Here is a 16912-nt window from a genome sequence, read left to right as displayed (position 1 = left end):
CATACGGTGTTATGACTGAATGCATTGACATTGATATCAAAATGATACATATTATTTTGATACATACTCAAACTCTAAGATAGGCAATCACATGGCTGAAACGTTGAATGAATCCCTACCAGAAATGAGCTTCGCACAAAAACAACGCTTGGCGTATATTGACTTTACTCTTTATTTCACGGGAATGATGACACGCAGTCAAATTGTTCAGCATTTTGAGCTGGGTTTAGCGGCGGCGACACGTGACATCAATCTTTATAAATCATTAAAGCCAGATAATATGCACTATGACAACGCGGTCAAAAAATATTTTATCACGCCTGAGTTTTCGCCTTTATTCACCCATGATGCACATAAAACGCTCATTAAATTAGCACATCAAATCAGTGATGGTTCTGATGCAATTGGTGAAGTTGCTTTTCCAGTAGAAAAGCCATCTAACCTTAACACACCCAACATCGATGTCATTGCGACGTTATCCCAAGCCATGATACAGCACAAAGTAGTAAGTGTGATATACACATCCTTATCGAGCGGTTCTGGTGCTCGTGAGCTGGTTCCGCATAGCATTGTTGACAATGGTCAGCGCTGGCATGTGCGGGCATTCGACCGCAAATCCCAGAGTTTTAGGGACTTTGTTCTCACGCGTTTATCCCATGTGAGTATGCTGGATGATGAAACGGTTTATGCAGAGGAGCAAGCTGCGGATGAGCAATGGCAGACCTTACTTCCACTCACGTTGATTCCGCATAGCAAAAATATCTCACACCCCACTGCAATTGAATTAGATTTTGGCATGACTGATGGTAAGCTCATTGTCCATGTTAGAAAAGCAATGGCGGGGTACTTGTTACGTCGTTGGAATGTAGACTGTTCGCCCCATGCTTCACTAAAAGGCGCTGAGTATCAGTTACAACTTGCTAATCTTGAAGTCCTTGATGAAGCCGACAACAGAACCATTGCACCAGGATATCACTTACACTCATGAGTTCTGAATCGTCCTCTATTTCATCAGAAGAATCAATTTTAATCGCGCTCATCACCGTCTGCGCCGGATATTTGATTGCGCCAATGGGACTGTCTGCGGTAAACGTGGCGATTCCTGCATTAGCGCTTGATTTGCAGGCTTCTGCCGAACAAGTGGGATGGTTGCCAACGGTATATATTCTCAGCAGTGTTATGTGCTTTTTACCCGCTAGCCGCTTGGCTGACCGCCATGGTCGCAAACGCGTGTTCGTCTATGGTTTGTGGCTTAATGGTTTAGCTGCCACGGCATCGAGCCTAACCGATAATATGGATATCATACTTATATTGCGGTTCGTTCAGGGCATTGCTGCTGCGATGATTTTTGGCACGGGGGTGGCAATCGTTTCCTCTATCGTCCCTGCTAATAAACGCGGTATGGCGTTGGGTATTGTTGCGTCATGTGTGTATGTGGGCTTGACACTGGCGCCAGTGGTTGGGGGGTATTTGACGGAATTTTTGGGCTGGAGGTCAGTTTTTTGGTTTCAAGTTCCGTTGATTCTGATGTTACTGGTTTTTATTGCTTTGAAACTCCCGGGAGATTGGAAAGATGCGCAAACCCATGCTGTCGATTGGGTAGGCACGGCAATTTTTGCATTATTTTCGTGTTTGTTTGTATTGGGTATGGCTGATTTGCCATCATGGTATGGGATACTCACCGTCATTGCGTCTTTTGCAGTATTATGGGCGTTTGTCTGTGTACAAGCGCGCGCTAAAACGCCTTTGATTCGAGTCCAGATGTTTCGTGAAAATCGCTTGTTTTCCTTATCACTCACCAGCTCTCTGTTCATGTATGGGAGTAACTTTGCACTGCTGTTTTTACTGAGTGTCTATCTGCAATTTATACACAATCTAACGCCATCTCAAGCTGGTAATATCTTATTATTTCAGGCATTGTCGATGGCCATTATGGCACCGTTAGCGGGTAAATTAGCCGATCGTTTTGCTTCACGAGTAGTGGCCACAATTGGCTGTAGTATTGTTGCAGTAGGACTTTTTTTGTTGAATTTGCCCTTTATTATGGCCGAACCGTGGTGGATTGGTCTGGCATTACTGATCCTCGGAATTGGCTTTGGACTATTTTCAACACCCAATAATAATTCAATTGTTAGCAGTGTCTCAAAGGCTGAAATCGGAGTCGCTTCCGCAGCTATGAATCTTGGTAGAACCGTAGGCAATTTGATTGGGATGAGCATCGTCAACACCATGATTCACATCATTATTGGAGATATACCCATCGAGATAGCTCCACTGGACAACATAGCTAAAACCGTTGAATTCGCATTGATGTTATCGTTGGGAATGGTCTTGTGTGCTTGCGTTGCGTCAGGTGCTAGAGGACGATAGTTTCGTGTTTTCAGCAAAAACATATTGATAAATATCTTCCTCAAAACGCCCAATCCCCATCGCATAACACTGTCCTTGTAAGCGTTTTTGCCAAAAATCGGCTTGGGTGACCAACTCGATTTCAAGTTCATCAAGTTTTTTCAATACAATATTTTGGCAGGGTTGTCCCAATAACAACATTGGATATTCGGCAACTTGGGATTGAATAAAATTAGGCAATGGTGGGATATTTTCACTGCTGATATGGCATTGACATGCTTGTGCGAGTAATGACATTGTCTTTTGGACACACTCCTTAGGACATGGCATTGGTTTAGACTGATAGGGAAGTATTTCAGGTTGGCCTGGTTCAAGAAAACGCATTGCCAGTGTTTGCATAAGTTGCTCTTTTGCGGATTGCAACAATGCTTCGGTATAAGCAGCTGGCACGCTCTGAGATAGTAATTCTTGGATCACTTCTGGTAGCTTTTGAACATCATATTGACTAGTGGTAAGAGAGTCAGAGAAAAGAGCCGTGGGCGAACCTAGACAGGCTAAATCACTCTGTTTCAGGTCTTTACCGTTTACCAGCCATTGTCGATGGGACCTTAGATAGCAAATTCTTTTGTATACTTCCACATTACCTATGTTATTGAACGGCATCAAATCACTGTAACCACCCGCGTGTATACAGGAAGGATTGGTACGATTAATTAGTGCTGCAGACATGTACTCAGGAAGGCTTTCAAGCCATTGTAATTCACGTTGCAATACGCCATCGCGCTCGAGCTCAATAGTTTGCTCGGGATAATCTAACTGATCTAGGCCATGTACCAAAAAGTCCAGACAAGCCAAAAACACCTCCTGCTCTGGGCTCACAACATAAAACAAAGTATAACCATCTTGTGTCGTTGCGTTGATTTTGACTGGAAGTAATGTGTTGGCAACAAATAATTCGTGACCGCTAGGATATTTATCTGAATATCGAAAGACTAGATGCTCAACTAAGTGAGCAATGCCGGATGCATCGATGCTTGGGGTAGGCACAATACACACCGCAGCATAATCTTGTTCATTCCAGTCAAATAACTGCAGTGACATCGAGCGACTACTCCAAACCTATTCCGTCTCGGCAATAGAGATTGGAATGGCGTTTTTGGGATCGCGATAGACAAGCGTTTTCTGACTTTGTCCTGCTTTGGCTATAGCCGTCTGGATCAGATGATGGTCTGGAGACTTATCACATACTGGATCTGTCTTATGCATATCACCGGTTAGCATGTAGGCTTGACAGCGACAGCCACCGAAGTCTTTGTCTTTTTCATCACACGTTTTACAAGGTGATGGCATCCAATCATCGCCTCTAAAATACCCAAAATCGGTTTCACCGTACCAAATGGTTTCTAAAGAGGTGTCTTTCACGTTTGGGAATTGTAAGGGCAGCATCCGAGCACTGTGGCAAGGCAACGCTGTTCCATCTGGTGTCACGGTAAGAAACGTCGAGCCCCAGCCATTCATGCAGGCTTTTGGTCGAGTTTCATAATAATCCGGTGTGACAAAGATAAACTTAGGCCCACTCGTTTGCGCATCGCGATAAGCATTGACCTTGGCCTCTGCTTCTTCTAATTGCGTTTTGGTTGGCAGGAGTTCATCGCGATTGAGATACGCCCAGCCGTAGTATTGCACAGTTGCGAGTTCAACAAAGTCAGCATTGAGTTCGGTCGCCAGTTCTAATATTTCTTGGATCTCATGGATATTGGTCGCTGTGATACAAAAGTTCAGCACCATAGGGTAGTCGTATTGTTTGACGAGACGAGCGATTTTTTGTTTATGCTCAAATGAGTGCTTGCGCTGACCGACCAAATCATTGATGTCAGGTGAAGCACCTTGAAATGATAACTGGATATGCGCCAGACCGGCGTCTTTTAATGCTTTAATACGTTTTTCGGTTAAGCCAATACCTGAGGTTATGAGGTTGGTGTAAAAGCCAAGGTCAGACGCGTGTTTGACCATGATTTCTAAATCTTGGCGCAACAAGGGTTCACCACCGGAAAAGCCTAACTGAACAGCCCCCAGCTCCCGTGCTTGACTCAAAGTATCGAGCCAAGTTTGCGTGTCAATCTCATCCTTTTTATCGCCGAGCTCTGTTGGATTGGAGCAGTAGGGGCAGTGCAAAGGGCATGCATAAGTCACTTCTGCAAGTAACCATAGTGGGGGGCCTGGTTGCGGTTTAGCCATGAGTGATCCAGTTATTTTCAGTCGCTTTAGCAACAAAATCAGCGACATCCGCGTCCATATCTTCAGGTGCGTCAGGGAATTTTGTACGCAAAGCTGCAACAATGTCCGCTTCGTCTTTGTTTCCATCGACTTGCAGTAATATCTCAGCTGCAGAAGGGTTTAATTTTACCATACCTTCTGGAAACAGCAGCACATAACAATCTTGCGCTTTCTCAAACTGCAAGCGATATAAGGGGTTTAAGGATAACGTGCTCATTTATAGCATTCCTTTATGACTGATGGATTGATCAGCGATGCCAACATACGGTACTTGTCCGTAATCATACGCATAGCTGATGGCATCAGCAAGTGACCACAATACGTCGATTTTGAATTGCAAAATATTCAGGGCTTTTTCTTGCTGAGGACGAGTTGTAAAGTGATCCAGTGTGATTTCAAGACCGTGTTCAACATCACGCCGCGCTTGAGAGAGACGCATTTGGAAATATTTAAACCCTTCTTTATCAATCCAATCATAATGTTCGGGCCACGTATCAAGGCGGCTTTGATGGATTTCTGGTGCAAACATCTCAGTTAAAGACGAACAAGCCGCTTCTTCCCAGGTTGCGCGACGGGCAAAATTCACATAAGCACCCACTGCAAATTTGACACCCGGTAACAAATGTCGCTCATCCAATAATTCTTCACGGGTCAGACCAACGGCCTCGCCAAGACGTAACCAAGCTTCTATGCCACCTAGCCCTTCGTCGCCTTCTCGTCCATCGTGGTCGATGATGCGCTGGATCCACTTGCGGCGCGTGGCTTGGTCAGGACAGTTTGCAAGTATACCTGCGTCTTTTACAGGAATAGCAATTTGATAATATAAGCGATTAGCCACCCAACCTTGCACTTGTGCTTTGGTACATTGACCTGAGTTCATTTTTTTATGAAACGGGTGATGTATATGGTAATACTGACCTTTCGCACGAAGTTGCGCTTCAAATTCTTCTCTTGTCCATGCAGTGGTGTTGCTCATGTCTTTTCCTTATAAATTGATTTTCATGCCGTCATAAGCCAATTCTATGCCTTGTGAGACTAGGGCACAATGCTGCTCAGACTGTTCATTGAGAACAGGGTTGGTATTATTGATGTGGATCAGTACTTTGCGTTGTATATCATATTGATTGAGCAGATTGATCGTACCGTGCTCACCGTTTACTGGCATATGGCCCATTTGAGTACCCAGTTTTTGGCTAAAGCCACCTGCGATCATCTCATCATCTAGCCACAAAGTGCCATCAAACAAAACACAATCGGCTTGTGCCATCATATTTTTGACTAAGTCGTTCGCTTGCATGCAACCTGGCGCGTAAAACACGACTTTGCCATTAGTGGTATCGGTGATTTTGAGGCCGATGTTGTTGCCCGGCACAATGTTATCGCGATAGCGAGAATAGGGCGGGGCATTGGATTCAAGTACCACCGGTTGAAACAGTAATTCAGGTACGCCTTTTACTGTAAACCCATCATCGTGCTCAGTGGAGATAATGTGTTGTTCTAATCCGCCATGCCAGTGTTTAAGCATGGTAAATAATGGATAAGTCGTAGTGAGATCCTCGTGCACCACTTCTGTACAGTAAACGGGTAGAGGTAAGCCTTCGCGCAAATCTAATAACCCAGTGGTATGGTCAATTTGGCTATCCGTCAGAATAATAGAGCGGATCGCCGTACCACGCTGAACACCTTCTTCTGGCCATAATTCAGGATTGGCATTGATCTGTTGGCGTAAATCTGGAGAAGCATTAATGAGCACCCAATCCTTGCCGTTGACCGATACAGCAATACTCGATTGTGTGCGTTCTTGAAAATGAGATTGGCCTTGACGCAGACCAGAGCAATTTGCGCAGTGACAATTCCACTGAGGAAAACCGCCCCCAGCACCTGCACCTAATATTAAGACTTGCATACGTGATTATTCTTATTAAAAAAATGAAAAAGGCTGCCTAAGCAACCTTTTGTTGTTTCGAATTCTAAATACTCATCAATCTTAGCGATTGCTGATGTATAAAGTTACTTCAAAGCCTAGACGCATTTCAGTATATTCTGGTTTTGTCCACATAGTAGCAATCCTTTTTAACAATTGATTAACGGTAAAATTGATTATATGCCTAACACATGAAAACACCATCCTACTTAGGGAGGAGAAAAGTATTAACTTTAGTTGTGACTTTATGCATTTAACTTATTCAAGTATTCTAGTAACAAATACAAAGGGCGTCCAGTAGTAGAGTTTTGCGTACCATAATGAAAACTCGTACCAGCTATATCTAAATGCGCCCAAGGGGTATCGTGGGCAAAGTTTTTGAGAAACATGCCGGCTGTTATCATACCCGGACTATTGCGCCCAGAGTTGCGCCAATCGGCGTGCTCACTTTCTAAATCCGGCATATATTCATCCCAAAGTGGAAACTGCCAAACATAATCAGCCGAGCTCTGACCTGCTTGTATCAAGTCTTTAGCGAGCTGTTGATCATTAGCCATCAAACCACTACAAACGTGCCCAAGGCTGGTGATCGCAGCCCCGGTTAAGGTGGCACAATCAATCATTACTTTGGGTTTAAGCGTTCTGGCATAGGCCATGGCTTCACATAATAATAGTCGGCCTTCGGCATCGGTACTGATGATTTCTACCGTTTGCCCATCTTTCGTTGGATAGATATCGCCTGGACGATAGGCGTTGCCATCAACATGATTTTCTGCTGTGGCCAATATGACGGTCACATTAAGTGGGAGTTGTAACTCAGCAACACTCTTGAGCACACCCAACATACACGCTGCGCCACACATATCGTAAATCATGCCATGCATATTTGCGGCAGTTTTAATACTGATGCCACCGGTATCAAACGTTACACCTTTACCAATCAAAACAATTGGTGCATCGCCCGGAACGCCTCCGCGATAATGCATTATGGGCATCGAGGCAGGTAGGGCCGAAGCGCGATTGACGGCTAGGTACGTGACCATACCTTCTTTTGCTAGCGCCTCTTCATCTAAAATTTGTGTCGTAATCGTTCGATACTCTTGAGCCAACTGCAGTGCTTTTTCAGCTAAGTAATCTGGCGTACAAACATTTGCAGGCTGATTGGCAATATCGCGATACCAAGTCGTCCCCAAATGCGTTGCCTTAATTTTGGCGACAGTATCTTGCTTTACTGCGTCCGCATAAATCTCTAAGGAAGTAATGGACTTTTTAGAAACCGGAGAGGTCTTATACTGGAGAAACACATAAGTGCGTTGGAGTAAATCGAGAATTCTTGCAGAAAAATACGGTTGCCAATTAGTTTCCACCCATTGCCAAGTGAACGCGACCTTTGCAAAATCAAGCGTGTCTAAATGCTTGAATAGCTCATCATGGGCTTTGCGAAATTGGTGGGGTCTTACGTTGGATTGATGCCTATCTTGGGGCCACAAAACCACATATTTTGCTTGCCATCCATCAGGTCTAAACACATTAGTGATAGCATCGGGTTTGGTTGCTGTGAGTTGCAACTTGGCAAGCTCATCTGAGGATGCAGGAACGATCAGGACATCAGTTTGAATAAGGTGAGGATCCGTTATCGGACGCACAGAAAAATTGCAGGACATATGAGCTTAACTTTTGACATTATACGTGAATGATACCTACAAAAAAGCCCATACATCAAGGCATATGGGCTTATAACATTAAAGAGAATTGTGCATTACATGCGTTCGAAGATTACCGCAATCCCTTGACCACCACCAATACACATGGTGACAAGCGCATAACGACCTTGTGCGCGTTGTAGTTCGTGGATGGCTTTAGTCGCAATCACCGCACCTGATGCACCAATTGGGTGACCTAATGCAATAGCCCCGCCATTTGGATTTGGTTTGGCTGGATCCAAATCAAGACCACGGCATACTGCAAGTGCTTGAGCGGCAAAGGCTTCGTTTGATTCAATAACGTCCATATCGTTGATTGATAGTCCGGCTTTTTTCAATGCTTCGATAGAAGCAGGGATTGGACCTTCACCCATAATGTGATTTGGCACTCCCGCAACAGCATAGGATACCATTCGTGCCATGGGTTGTAGGTTATTGCGGTTAGCATAGTTTTCAGAAGCAAGCGTTAGGAACGACGCACCGTCATTGATACCCGATGCATTACCGGCTGTTACGGTACCGTCTTTTTTGAATGCTGGACGCATACCGGCTAGGCTTTCAGCGGTGGTTGCTGGTTTGATATGCTCATCTGTATCAAAGAAGGTGCTACCTTTACGACTCTTTAATTCAACTGGCACGATTTGGTCTTTGAAGTAACCTGCCTCAACGGCAGCCGCTGCACGCTTATGAGACTCTGCTGCGAATGCATCTTGTGCTTCACGAGATAGTTCCCATTTGTCGGCTAGGTTTTCAGCTGTGATACCCATATGGCCAACACCGAACGGGTCGGTAAGCGCTGCAACCATCATATCGATCATTTGCGTATCGCCCATGCGCGCTCCGTTGCGTAGTGCAGGAGACAAATAGCCACCACGGGTCATGTTTTCAACACCACCACCGATTGCTAGTTCGTGATCGCCAAGCATGATCCCTTGTGCAGAGCTAACTACAGCTTGCAGACCTGATGAACACAAACGGTTCAATGCCATGGCCGTTGAGTCTAAGCTCATACCTGCTTGAATAGAGGCAACACGTGCCACATAAGGAAAACGCGATTCAGTCGGAATACAGTTACCGACGACAATTGATTGGTATTTCTCGGCATCTACGCCTGATTTTTCAATACCTTGCTTTAAGACTTGGCCTGCTAGCTCAGCTGGCTCAATGCCTTTTAAACTTCCATTAAATGTACCGATGGCAGAACGCACAGCACTTAATACAACAACACTATTTTGGCTCATTTTATTATCCCAAATCCTATGAAAAAACGATGAACTTGAATGGTTACTTGCTACTTCAAATCCTATTTGTATCTTAAGACGCTTTTCACGTCCACTAGCTTAGATTATAGCTTATTGTCTATAATGGATAGGGTGTTGGTGGTAGACCTTAGTGGTATTTGGGATATTATTTGCGCATTAGTAAATCATTATTTTTATATATGTGTTTTTATTTTTAGATTAATGTTAATTATTTGTAAATATAAGACTAAAAGCGTATAGTCGACGTCACAAAAACAAATCTAATAGAGACATAAATGAGTCAACCAAAAGAAGCTTTTAAAATCATTGCATCCATGATGGCAACGGCCGCTATTTTGTACTTCATCGTCATGTATGTAAGTTAGCCTATCGACTTGTGCTTTTCAGTTCAATCGGATATTTTGCTCCTTGTCTAGCGTGTTTACGTAACACATAAAACAATAACCAAAATCGACAGGGAGCATTTATGCCTTTGACTTTATCTAAGCTTGGCGCTTTACTTGTAGCAACTGCTGCAATGAGTGTGTCTGCCATAGCCCACGAGCACGGGGAACATAACCATTTCACAATAGAACACCTCCCCAAAGTACAACATGCAGGGAACATTACCGTTGCACCAAACGGCAAACTATCAGCATACACTCTATCTGTACCGCGCGATATGACAGCGGGTAACAAAGATGGTCGTGCGGATACGCATTTGTATATTCTTGATGAAAAAGGCACCAGCCGCTTATTCATCGGCGGCGAGGGAAGTATCTCAAGTCTATCTTTTAATCAAACGAGTGATACGCTGTATTTCCGCGCTAAACGTGGCGATGACAAACATACTTCTTTGTATGCCATTTCAGTGAATGGCGGTGAAGCTTACAAAATGTTTGGTTTTGAAACGGCAATTGGCGATTATGAGGTCGTCGATGATACGTTATTTTTTGTAGCAAAAGCCAAAGACGATGCGCAAGACTTTAAAGACAAGGGCTTCAATGCAAAAGTATATGAAGAAGACACTCGTTTAAATCAGCTTTGGTCTGTTTCTATAAAAGGTGGTGAAGCAACTTCAATCTTCAGTGGTGGACACGTTTCTGACATCGATGTATCAAGCGACGGGGAATTTGTGTTAGCGGCCGTTGCCCCGACCAATCTTGTCGATGATTCATTGATGGAACGTAATATTCACACCATTCAAGTCAGTTCTGGTGAAATCACCAATACAATTGATATGCCAGGCAAACTGGGTGAGTTTGTACTGCACAGTAACGATAAAGACATTGCGATTATCGGCGGCGCAGACATTAGTGATTCATCAGATGGCGTGTTGATGGTGGCGCAAGCTGATTCAGCAGAGCTCACGCAACTCACCGCTGATGCCTTGCAACACATCGTTGATATCGCATGGAAAGGACGAGATATTCTTGCTGTAGCGCATCGCGGGGTGGAATCTTCTGTTGCGGTATACGACAAGAAAGGCAAAGTAAAACGCACCATTAATACGCCAGAGGATATCGTTGTGCGCAGTGTTGCGGTAGGTGATGATACGGTACAACTCATTGCAGATAGCCCTTCTCATCCTCGAGCTGTGTTTGCAGTAAACCGCAATAAAGCGAGAAAAGTCACTCAGCACAATACTTGGCTAAACGACATAGCATTAGCACCACAATCGACGTTTATGTATGAAGCCAGAGATGGTGAAAAAGTCGAAGGTCTTTTGATCACGCCTAAAGGTGAGGCTCCCGAGAAAGGTTGGCCATTAATTTTGATGGTTCACGGAGGTCCAGAGGCGCATTATAGTGATGGTTGGCTGACGGCGTACTCTATGCCTGGGCAATATGCCGCGGCTAAAGGCTATGCTGTGTATTACCCTAACTATCGCGGTTCAACTGGTCGCGGGGTGGCTTATGCCAAACAGCATCAAAATGACTATGCAGGCAAAGAGTTCAATGACCTAGTGGATGGCGTGGACGCCCTTGCCAAAGCTGGTATTATTGATCGTGATCGTGTTGGGATCACGGGCGGCTCATATGGTGGCTATGCTTCGATGTGGGGTGCAACAGCGTTAACTGAACACTTTGCTGCAGCGGTGGCGTTTGTGGGGATTTCAAATCAGGTATCGAAATTTGGTACGTCTGATATTCCAAATGAAATGCATCTTGTGCATTCACTCAAATGGCCATGGGAAGATAACTGGATGAACTTATTAGAGCGTTCACCGATTTTCCATGCTGGCAAAGCCGATACACCGATTTTGATTTTGCATGGTGAAAAGGACACTCGCGTGCACCCATCACAATCGATGGAATTATATCGCTCAATTAAAGTGCGAACCGATACCCCAGTACGCTTGGTGTTTTATCCAAATGAAGGACATGGAAACCGTCATGCAGCGGCTCAATACGATTATGCATTGCGTTTGATGCGCTGGATGGATACGTATTTGGCTGAGGATGCGACTCGTCAAACAGCAAAACCGCCGTTTGATTTGGGCTTGGCAGATAAACTCAAAAAAGAAGATTAAATTGAAAGGGAGACTTTGGTCTCCCTTTTTTGCAACTGAACTATTGTCTGCCTGATTTCTTCAAAAATACTCTGACCATTACTATCTTCCGACGCACTGCCATCTAGACCCATTTACAGCAAAAAATGATGTTTATCCTATTTAAAAAATCTCAAAAGGTACGATAATGCTCAATGAAGGAAGTAATTATTTTTTGTAGTATAAGGTTATGAACAAAAAACAAAGACACAATCAAATGGATGATGATTATTCGGATTTCGGTGGTTTCGAAGATCAAGAATTTTCAGCAAAATCTCACAAGCGCGACAAGAGTAAATCACTCTCAGATAAACGTCGCAAATCTCGAGGAGTAAAGGCCGACCCTTACGCTTATTAATAAATAAAGCCCAATGACACATTGATCTCATTGGGCTTTAATCATAAAGTGTTTTAAATCGATTTACTTGGCTAAACCTAGGATGTCTTTACCTTGGTTAAAGTGAATGTCGACAGAAATATTAGCATCAGTAAGTCGGCTAAGGTCGGCTTGGAGTTGAGTACCAATTACTCCTTTGGCTGCGACCAGTGACGCGACCCCTGCATAATTTCCATCACCTTGTAATGTCAAAATAAGATTCGATAGAGTATTTACGGCTTCGCGCATTTTGGGCATATCCACAGCGTATTGCCCAAGCTCGTTACGAGTAAACGCGCCTTTTTCTGCAAAGTAATTAAATCTCACCATGTTGGCTTTGCCATGTGCCGAACTTGCGCCAAAGCGAATAGAACGAAAAATCCCAGCCATAAAGGTGACATAATAATCCTCAAGTACCCCTTCGCTGATCACTTCACGTTCTAAAAGTTGCTCGACCATATATAGACCTAAAATATCAGCTTTGCCTTCTTCCAAAGCCGAGGCGTGTTCTTGCAAAGCCTCACGAACCGTAGTGTCAGAGTTCAGCACGTTTTTTATACCCAAACCATGAGCGACTTCGTGGAACATGGTATTGGCGAAAAAAGCATTAAAGGTGATATGTTGTCTTTGCTCAGGCACGATTAACACATCAGCAATAGGTAATAGAATATGGTCAAATTTGGCGCGCATTGCGTTTTTTAGTTGCAGTCTACGGGTGCCCTTAGCCAGTTGTACTTCTTCATCGTTAGGTAGGTTAATTGCAATGGTTTTACTCCCAGCATTAGAGTGACCGGCATAATAAATCACATCATAAGCATTTAAATCTGCATTGGTTCCAGGCATTTGAGCTTTGTAGGCTTCAGCAACCGGTAACCCTCGCTGTAACTCTGGGAGATACTGAGCGAATTGCGCGAGTTTCTCACTCCACGCCATATCTTTAATCAGAACGTACGACTCGAAACTCGTTCGTGCACCGAGTAATTGGTCCTCATACGTTTCAATCGGGCCAATGACGACATCTATTTGATTGTTTTTAACATCCATCCAAGCCAAATCTGAAAGTTGATACTGGTTGGAGAGAAAGGCATCGGCGCGCAATAATAAATAGTTAGAAAAATCAGGATCTTCAGCTAAACCAGCGGCTTGGCGCAGTAAAGATGCCGCTTGTTGTAATTTTGTTGCGTATTTTTGATGATATGGAATAGCAACTAATTCACCATTCTCAGCGCGCTCAATGACAGAATAGAGCCCAGTTTTGTCACCAAGTGAGCTATTGAGTAACTCGTCTTTTGTTATATCCGCAGGGTAAAATTGAGCGCCACTAGATTTTGCCTCATAACCAGCAAGGAAAGGCTTATCTGCGTTTAATCTGTCCCAAGGTCCATAGTTGATCGAAGCAAAATGCTTGACCCTTGGGTCGGTGAGTTTTGCTAAGAATGCCTCTTTATCCTCGCCGAACGCTTGTTGCCAAAATAAATCGTCCATGATCTCTGAGGCGTCAATGAGCAAACCAATCATTTCTTTTTGATTGTCACTAAGATGATCTAGATCGGCTATTAGATCAACAGGGTAATATATATTTAAACGGGCTTCATCGATCAATAATTGCGGTTGAGAGGTTGTTGCTTGAGCTGTTGGCGATGTGTCTTGTGCAGGGCTGTGAACTAGAGGCTCGCTAGCAGGCTGACATCCAGTCAACATATATAAGGACAAAATACTTGCCTTCAGTGTGGTAATTCGGAATTTCATAATAAACCTTTGTTGTTATTGTAGAGATAAAATCATTTGCCTAAACGGCGACTTCTTTAAAGTAAATATAAGCCAGAGCAACACAAAATGTGTTGAATACGATGACTGCTATTCGTTTGCGTAATAGCGTAACGTCATTCTTTTGTTTGTATTCATAATAGCTTTCTAAAAGCTGAATGACCGTTTCGGCAATGATGAATAAAACCGATAAGGTGATGGAAAACACAAATACCAATCCCCGCCGAAATATACTCCGTGTGTCAAACTGATAATTCGGATTATCGTCTAAAGTTAACGCATTGAGCACTAGGATCTGGGTCAGAGCAACTGGTTTATAAAGAAATACGAATCCCAAAACTGAGGCCAAAATTGCCAGCCAAGTTTCCGCTTCAAACCAGAAAGAAGGAAAATGAAAGGTGAGGCTATCGAGTGACAACCACCACATTGTTACTCCGGTAATGACAACATAATGTCCGATTTGGTCGATGAGAAAATATTTAATTTGAAACGATTGATATGTCTTCCAGATATCTATGGCATAGTGACTTAAAATAATAAAAGCAAAGCCGAGCCAAACTTCCCACGACAATGTCGCAATGCTCAAAATAATAGCGCTAAAAGTTAGCAAGATATGAACGCAAATATGTTTAAACAGGCCAAAAGATTTTTCGCGGTATTGCACTTTATCCATGACCCACGCATGAGGTTGCAAATAAAAATCTGCGACGAAATGTGCAATCAATAAACTAGTCAGAAGAAGCATACTGCTACCACCTTGTGCAACGTGTCTAATTATTTTACATTGTCTATTTCTAGAGTGCTATTCGTAAATACAGCAGAAGATATGTCATACTTGATTAGTGTTGCGATCCCTTTGTATATTCTTACAGTTGCAAGCTAGGGCTTTTTCGTTTCTAATTAACAAAAATTAAAAGTCTGAGCAAGAACACAGATAATCATGTGTTAAAGGAATAATAAGAATGCCACTAGACCATACAGGTATCACTATGACGACAGAATTAAAAACCCCCTTAGAGATGCTCTATCACTGGGAACAAACTGCAGGTAACCAAATTTACTTACGTCAGCCCATCAACGGCGTGCTAAAAAACTTCACTTGGAATGATGTAGGCTCACAAGCCCGAAAAATAGCTGCGAGATTACGTGCGATGGAGCTAGAGCCAGGCAGTCGTATTTGTATTTTTTCCAAAAACTGTGCAGAGTGGTTCATTATCGACCTTGGGATAATGCTTGCCGGCCACGTGTCTGTGCCAATTTTTCCAACTGCTGGTAAAGAAACAGTAGAGTATGTTTTGCAACATGCTGATGTGAAGCTTGTTTTCGTTGGCAAGTTTGACGCAGCGGAACAAAGCTTTAATCATATTCCCGACTCTGTACCATCAGTTATCTTGCCTTATCATGATCTCAAAGGCACTTACACTTGGACAGACTACCTGAATATCGAGGCTATCTCGGATAATCCCAAACGAGACCTTGATGATTTGATGACTATTATTTATACATCAGGGAGTACCGGTCAGCCCAAGGGGGTGATGCACAGTTATGCGACCATTTGTTGGGCTGCACAAAACTCATTGCATGAGCTCTCTGTTGATAACAATGACCGAATTATGAGTTATTTGCCTTTAGCGCATATTACAGAACGCGTGATCATTGAATTGTCGAGTTTCTACTCCAGTGCGCAGATTGCATTTGTAGAATCATTAGACAGTTTCACTCGTGATGTTGCGGCACATCGCCCGACCTTATTTGTATCTGTGCCGCGTCTGTGGACCAAGTTCCAAATGGGTGTCTTAGCAAAAATGCCTCAAAAGAAACTCGATTTGTTATTAAAAATCCCATTTTTGAATAACGTCATCCGCAAGAAAATCACCTCTGCATTGGGGATTGACCAGGCTCGCGCTTGGGCCAGTGGTTCAGCGCCACTAGCTCCTGCAACTATTCGCTGGTTTGCCAAACTTGGTGTGAATATTTCTGAGGGCTGGGGGATGACCGAAAACGCAGCATTTGGAACGGCTCAATTGCCATTTCGTGCTGATAAAATTGGTACCATCGGCAAAGCATACACTGGTGTCGATATTCGCTTGTCTGAAGAAGGTGAGATTCAAGTTAAAGCACCTTGTAATATGTTAGGTTATTATCTTGAACCTGAGAAAACCGCTGAGACGTTTACCGAAGACGGATATTTACGCACAGGTGATAAAGGTGAGATTGATGCAGAAGGCTACGTCCGCATTACTGGGCGGCTGAAGGAAATCTTCAAAACGTCAAAAGGCAAATACGTTGTCCCAGCACCAATTGAAGCTAAGATTTTAGAAAACACTAATATCGAACAAGTGTGTGTGACAGGTAATAATCTGCCTCAACCCATCGCTTTGATGGTCTTATCTGAAGAAGCAGCCAAGCATTCTCAAGATCAGTTAAGAGAGTCCTTCTCAGCCACACTTGAGCAGGTCAATGCAACATTAGAAAGTCACATGCGCTTAGACCATTTCGTTGTATTAAAAGAAGAGTGGTCAATTGAAAACGAATTATTGACGCCGACGTTAAAAGTCAAACGCCATGTTTTGGAGGAGCGATTTAAAAACCTGATTGAATCCTCGCATACGGACAAGGTTGTGTTCGTGTCTTAACCGCAAAGGTGAGTGCCAAAAATCGTTCTAAAGAGGGATTTGTTTGTCACTCACCTCATCATAAGATGAGAGTAGATTTAACAAACGC

15 protein-coding genes are annotated in these 16912 nt (G+C 43.5%); 5 read left to right on the top strand and 10 right to left on the bottom strand.

Annotated features, from left to right (window positions below; translation table 11 throughout):
* Window positions 1-91: 91 nt before the first annotated feature.
* Window positions 92-988 (top strand): WYL domain-containing protein, encoded by an 897-nt coding sequence (locus NLG07_RS10905; protein WP_254855476.1) that lies wholly within the window; start codon window positions 92-94, stop codon window positions 986-988.
* Complete coding sequence (locus NLG07_RS10900) at window positions 985-2370, top strand: MFS transporter (protein WP_254855475.1); 1386 nt, start codon at window positions 985-987, stop codon at window positions 2368-2370. Before NLG07_RS10905 ends, NLG07_RS10900 begins: the two co-directional genes overlap by 4 nt.
* Here the strand turns inward: NLG07_RS10900 and NLG07_RS10895 are convergent.
* From NLG07_RS10895 to NLG07_RS10860, 8 genes are all read right to left on the bottom strand, one after another.
* Window positions 2350-3450 carry an insulinase family protein gene (locus NLG07_RS10895; RefSeq protein ID WP_254855474.1) on the bottom strand — a complete coding sequence of 367 codons (1101 nt, stop codon included), beginning with the start codon at window positions 3448-3450 and terminating at the stop codon, window positions 2350-2352. The two genes, NLG07_RS10900 and NLG07_RS10895, sit on opposite strands and share 21 nt — an antisense overlap.
* A gap of 18 nt (window positions 3451-3468) precedes the next feature.
* Entirely contained in the window at window positions 3469-4587 is a 1119-nt protein-coding gene (gene pqqE / locus NLG07_RS10890) for a pyrroloquinoline quinone biosynthesis protein PqqE (protein WP_254855473.1), read from the bottom strand.
* Complete coding sequence (gene pqqD / locus NLG07_RS10885; RefSeq protein ID WP_254855472.1) at window positions 4580-4843, bottom strand: pyrroloquinoline quinone biosynthesis peptide chaperone PqqD; 264 nt, start codon at window positions 4841-4843, stop codon at window positions 4580-4582. The genes pqqE and pqqD overlap by 8 nt, the downstream gene beginning before the upstream one ends.
* Window positions 4844-5602 (bottom strand): pyrroloquinoline-quinone synthase PqqC, encoded by a 759-nt coding sequence (gene pqqC / locus NLG07_RS10880; protein WP_254855471.1) that lies wholly within the window; start codon window positions 5600-5602, stop codon window positions 4844-4846. It lies immediately after the preceding gene.
* A gap of 9 nt (window positions 5603-5611) precedes the next feature.
* Window positions 5612-6532, bottom strand: coding sequence for a pyrroloquinoline quinone biosynthesis protein PqqB (pqqB, locus tag NLG07_RS10875; protein WP_254855470.1), 921 nt, complete (start codon window positions 6530-6532; stop codon window positions 5612-5614).
* An 81-nt stretch (window positions 6533-6613) separates the two neighbouring features.
* Window positions 6614-6685, bottom strand: a complete 72-nt coding sequence (gene pqqA, locus NLG07_RS10870) for a pyrroloquinoline quinone precursor peptide PqqA (RefSeq protein ID WP_254856861.1) — start codon at window positions 6683-6685, stop codon at window positions 6614-6616.
* 110 nt (window positions 6686-6795) lie between these two features.
* A complete protein-coding gene (locus NLG07_RS10865) occupies window positions 6796-8214 on the bottom strand; it encodes a leucyl aminopeptidase (RefSeq protein ID WP_254855469.1) in 1419 nt (472 codons plus the stop codon).
* A gap of 95 nt (window positions 8215-8309) precedes the next feature.
* Entirely contained in the window at window positions 8310-9494 is a 1185-nt protein-coding gene (locus NLG07_RS10860) for an acetyl-CoA C-acyltransferase family protein (RefSeq protein ID WP_254855468.1), read from the bottom strand.
* Between the two features lie 487 nt (window positions 9495-9981).
* On the opposite strand from NLG07_RS10860, the gene NLG07_RS10855 reads away from it, so the two are divergent.
* Both NLG07_RS10855 and NLG07_RS10850 read left to right on the top strand, forming a co-directional pair.
* Window positions 9982-12027, top strand: a complete 2046-nt coding sequence (locus NLG07_RS10855) for a S9 family peptidase (protein ID WP_254855467.1) — start codon at window positions 9982-9984, stop codon at window positions 12025-12027.
* A 208-nt stretch (window positions 12028-12235) separates the two neighbouring features.
* Window positions 12236-12403, top strand: coding sequence for a hypothetical protein (locus NLG07_RS10850; protein WP_254855466.1), 168 nt, complete (start codon window positions 12236-12238; stop codon window positions 12401-12403).
* 63 nt (window positions 12404-12466) lie between these two features.
* On the opposite strand, the gene NLG07_RS10845 is transcribed toward NLG07_RS10850, so the two are convergent.
* Together NLG07_RS10845 and NLG07_RS10840 are read right to left on the bottom strand one after the other, a co-directional pair.
* Entirely contained in the window at window positions 12467-14170 is a 1704-nt protein-coding gene (locus NLG07_RS10845; RefSeq protein ID WP_254855465.1) for a Zn-dependent hydrolase, read from the bottom strand.
* Between the two features lie 40 nt (window positions 14171-14210).
* A complete protein-coding gene (locus NLG07_RS10840) occupies window positions 14211-14933 on the bottom strand; it encodes a DUF3307 domain-containing protein (protein ID WP_254855464.1) in 723 nt (240 codons plus the stop codon).
* A gap of 217 nt (window positions 14934-15150) precedes the next feature.
* On the opposite strand from NLG07_RS10840, the gene NLG07_RS10835 reads away from it, so the two are divergent.
* Complete coding sequence (locus NLG07_RS10835) at window positions 15151-16824, top strand: AMP-binding protein (RefSeq protein WP_254855463.1); 1674 nt, start codon at window positions 15151-15153, stop codon at window positions 16822-16824.
* Window positions 16825-16912: the final 88 nt, after the last annotated feature.

Origin of the sequence: Alteromonas sp. LMIT006 (assembly GCF_024300645.1) — a bacterium.
GTDB classification, from domain to species: Bacteria; Pseudomonadota; Gammaproteobacteria; order Enterobacterales; family Alteromonadaceae; genus Opacimonas; species Opacimonas immobilis.
This window is presented reverse-complemented; position numbering and strand designations above follow the sequence as displayed.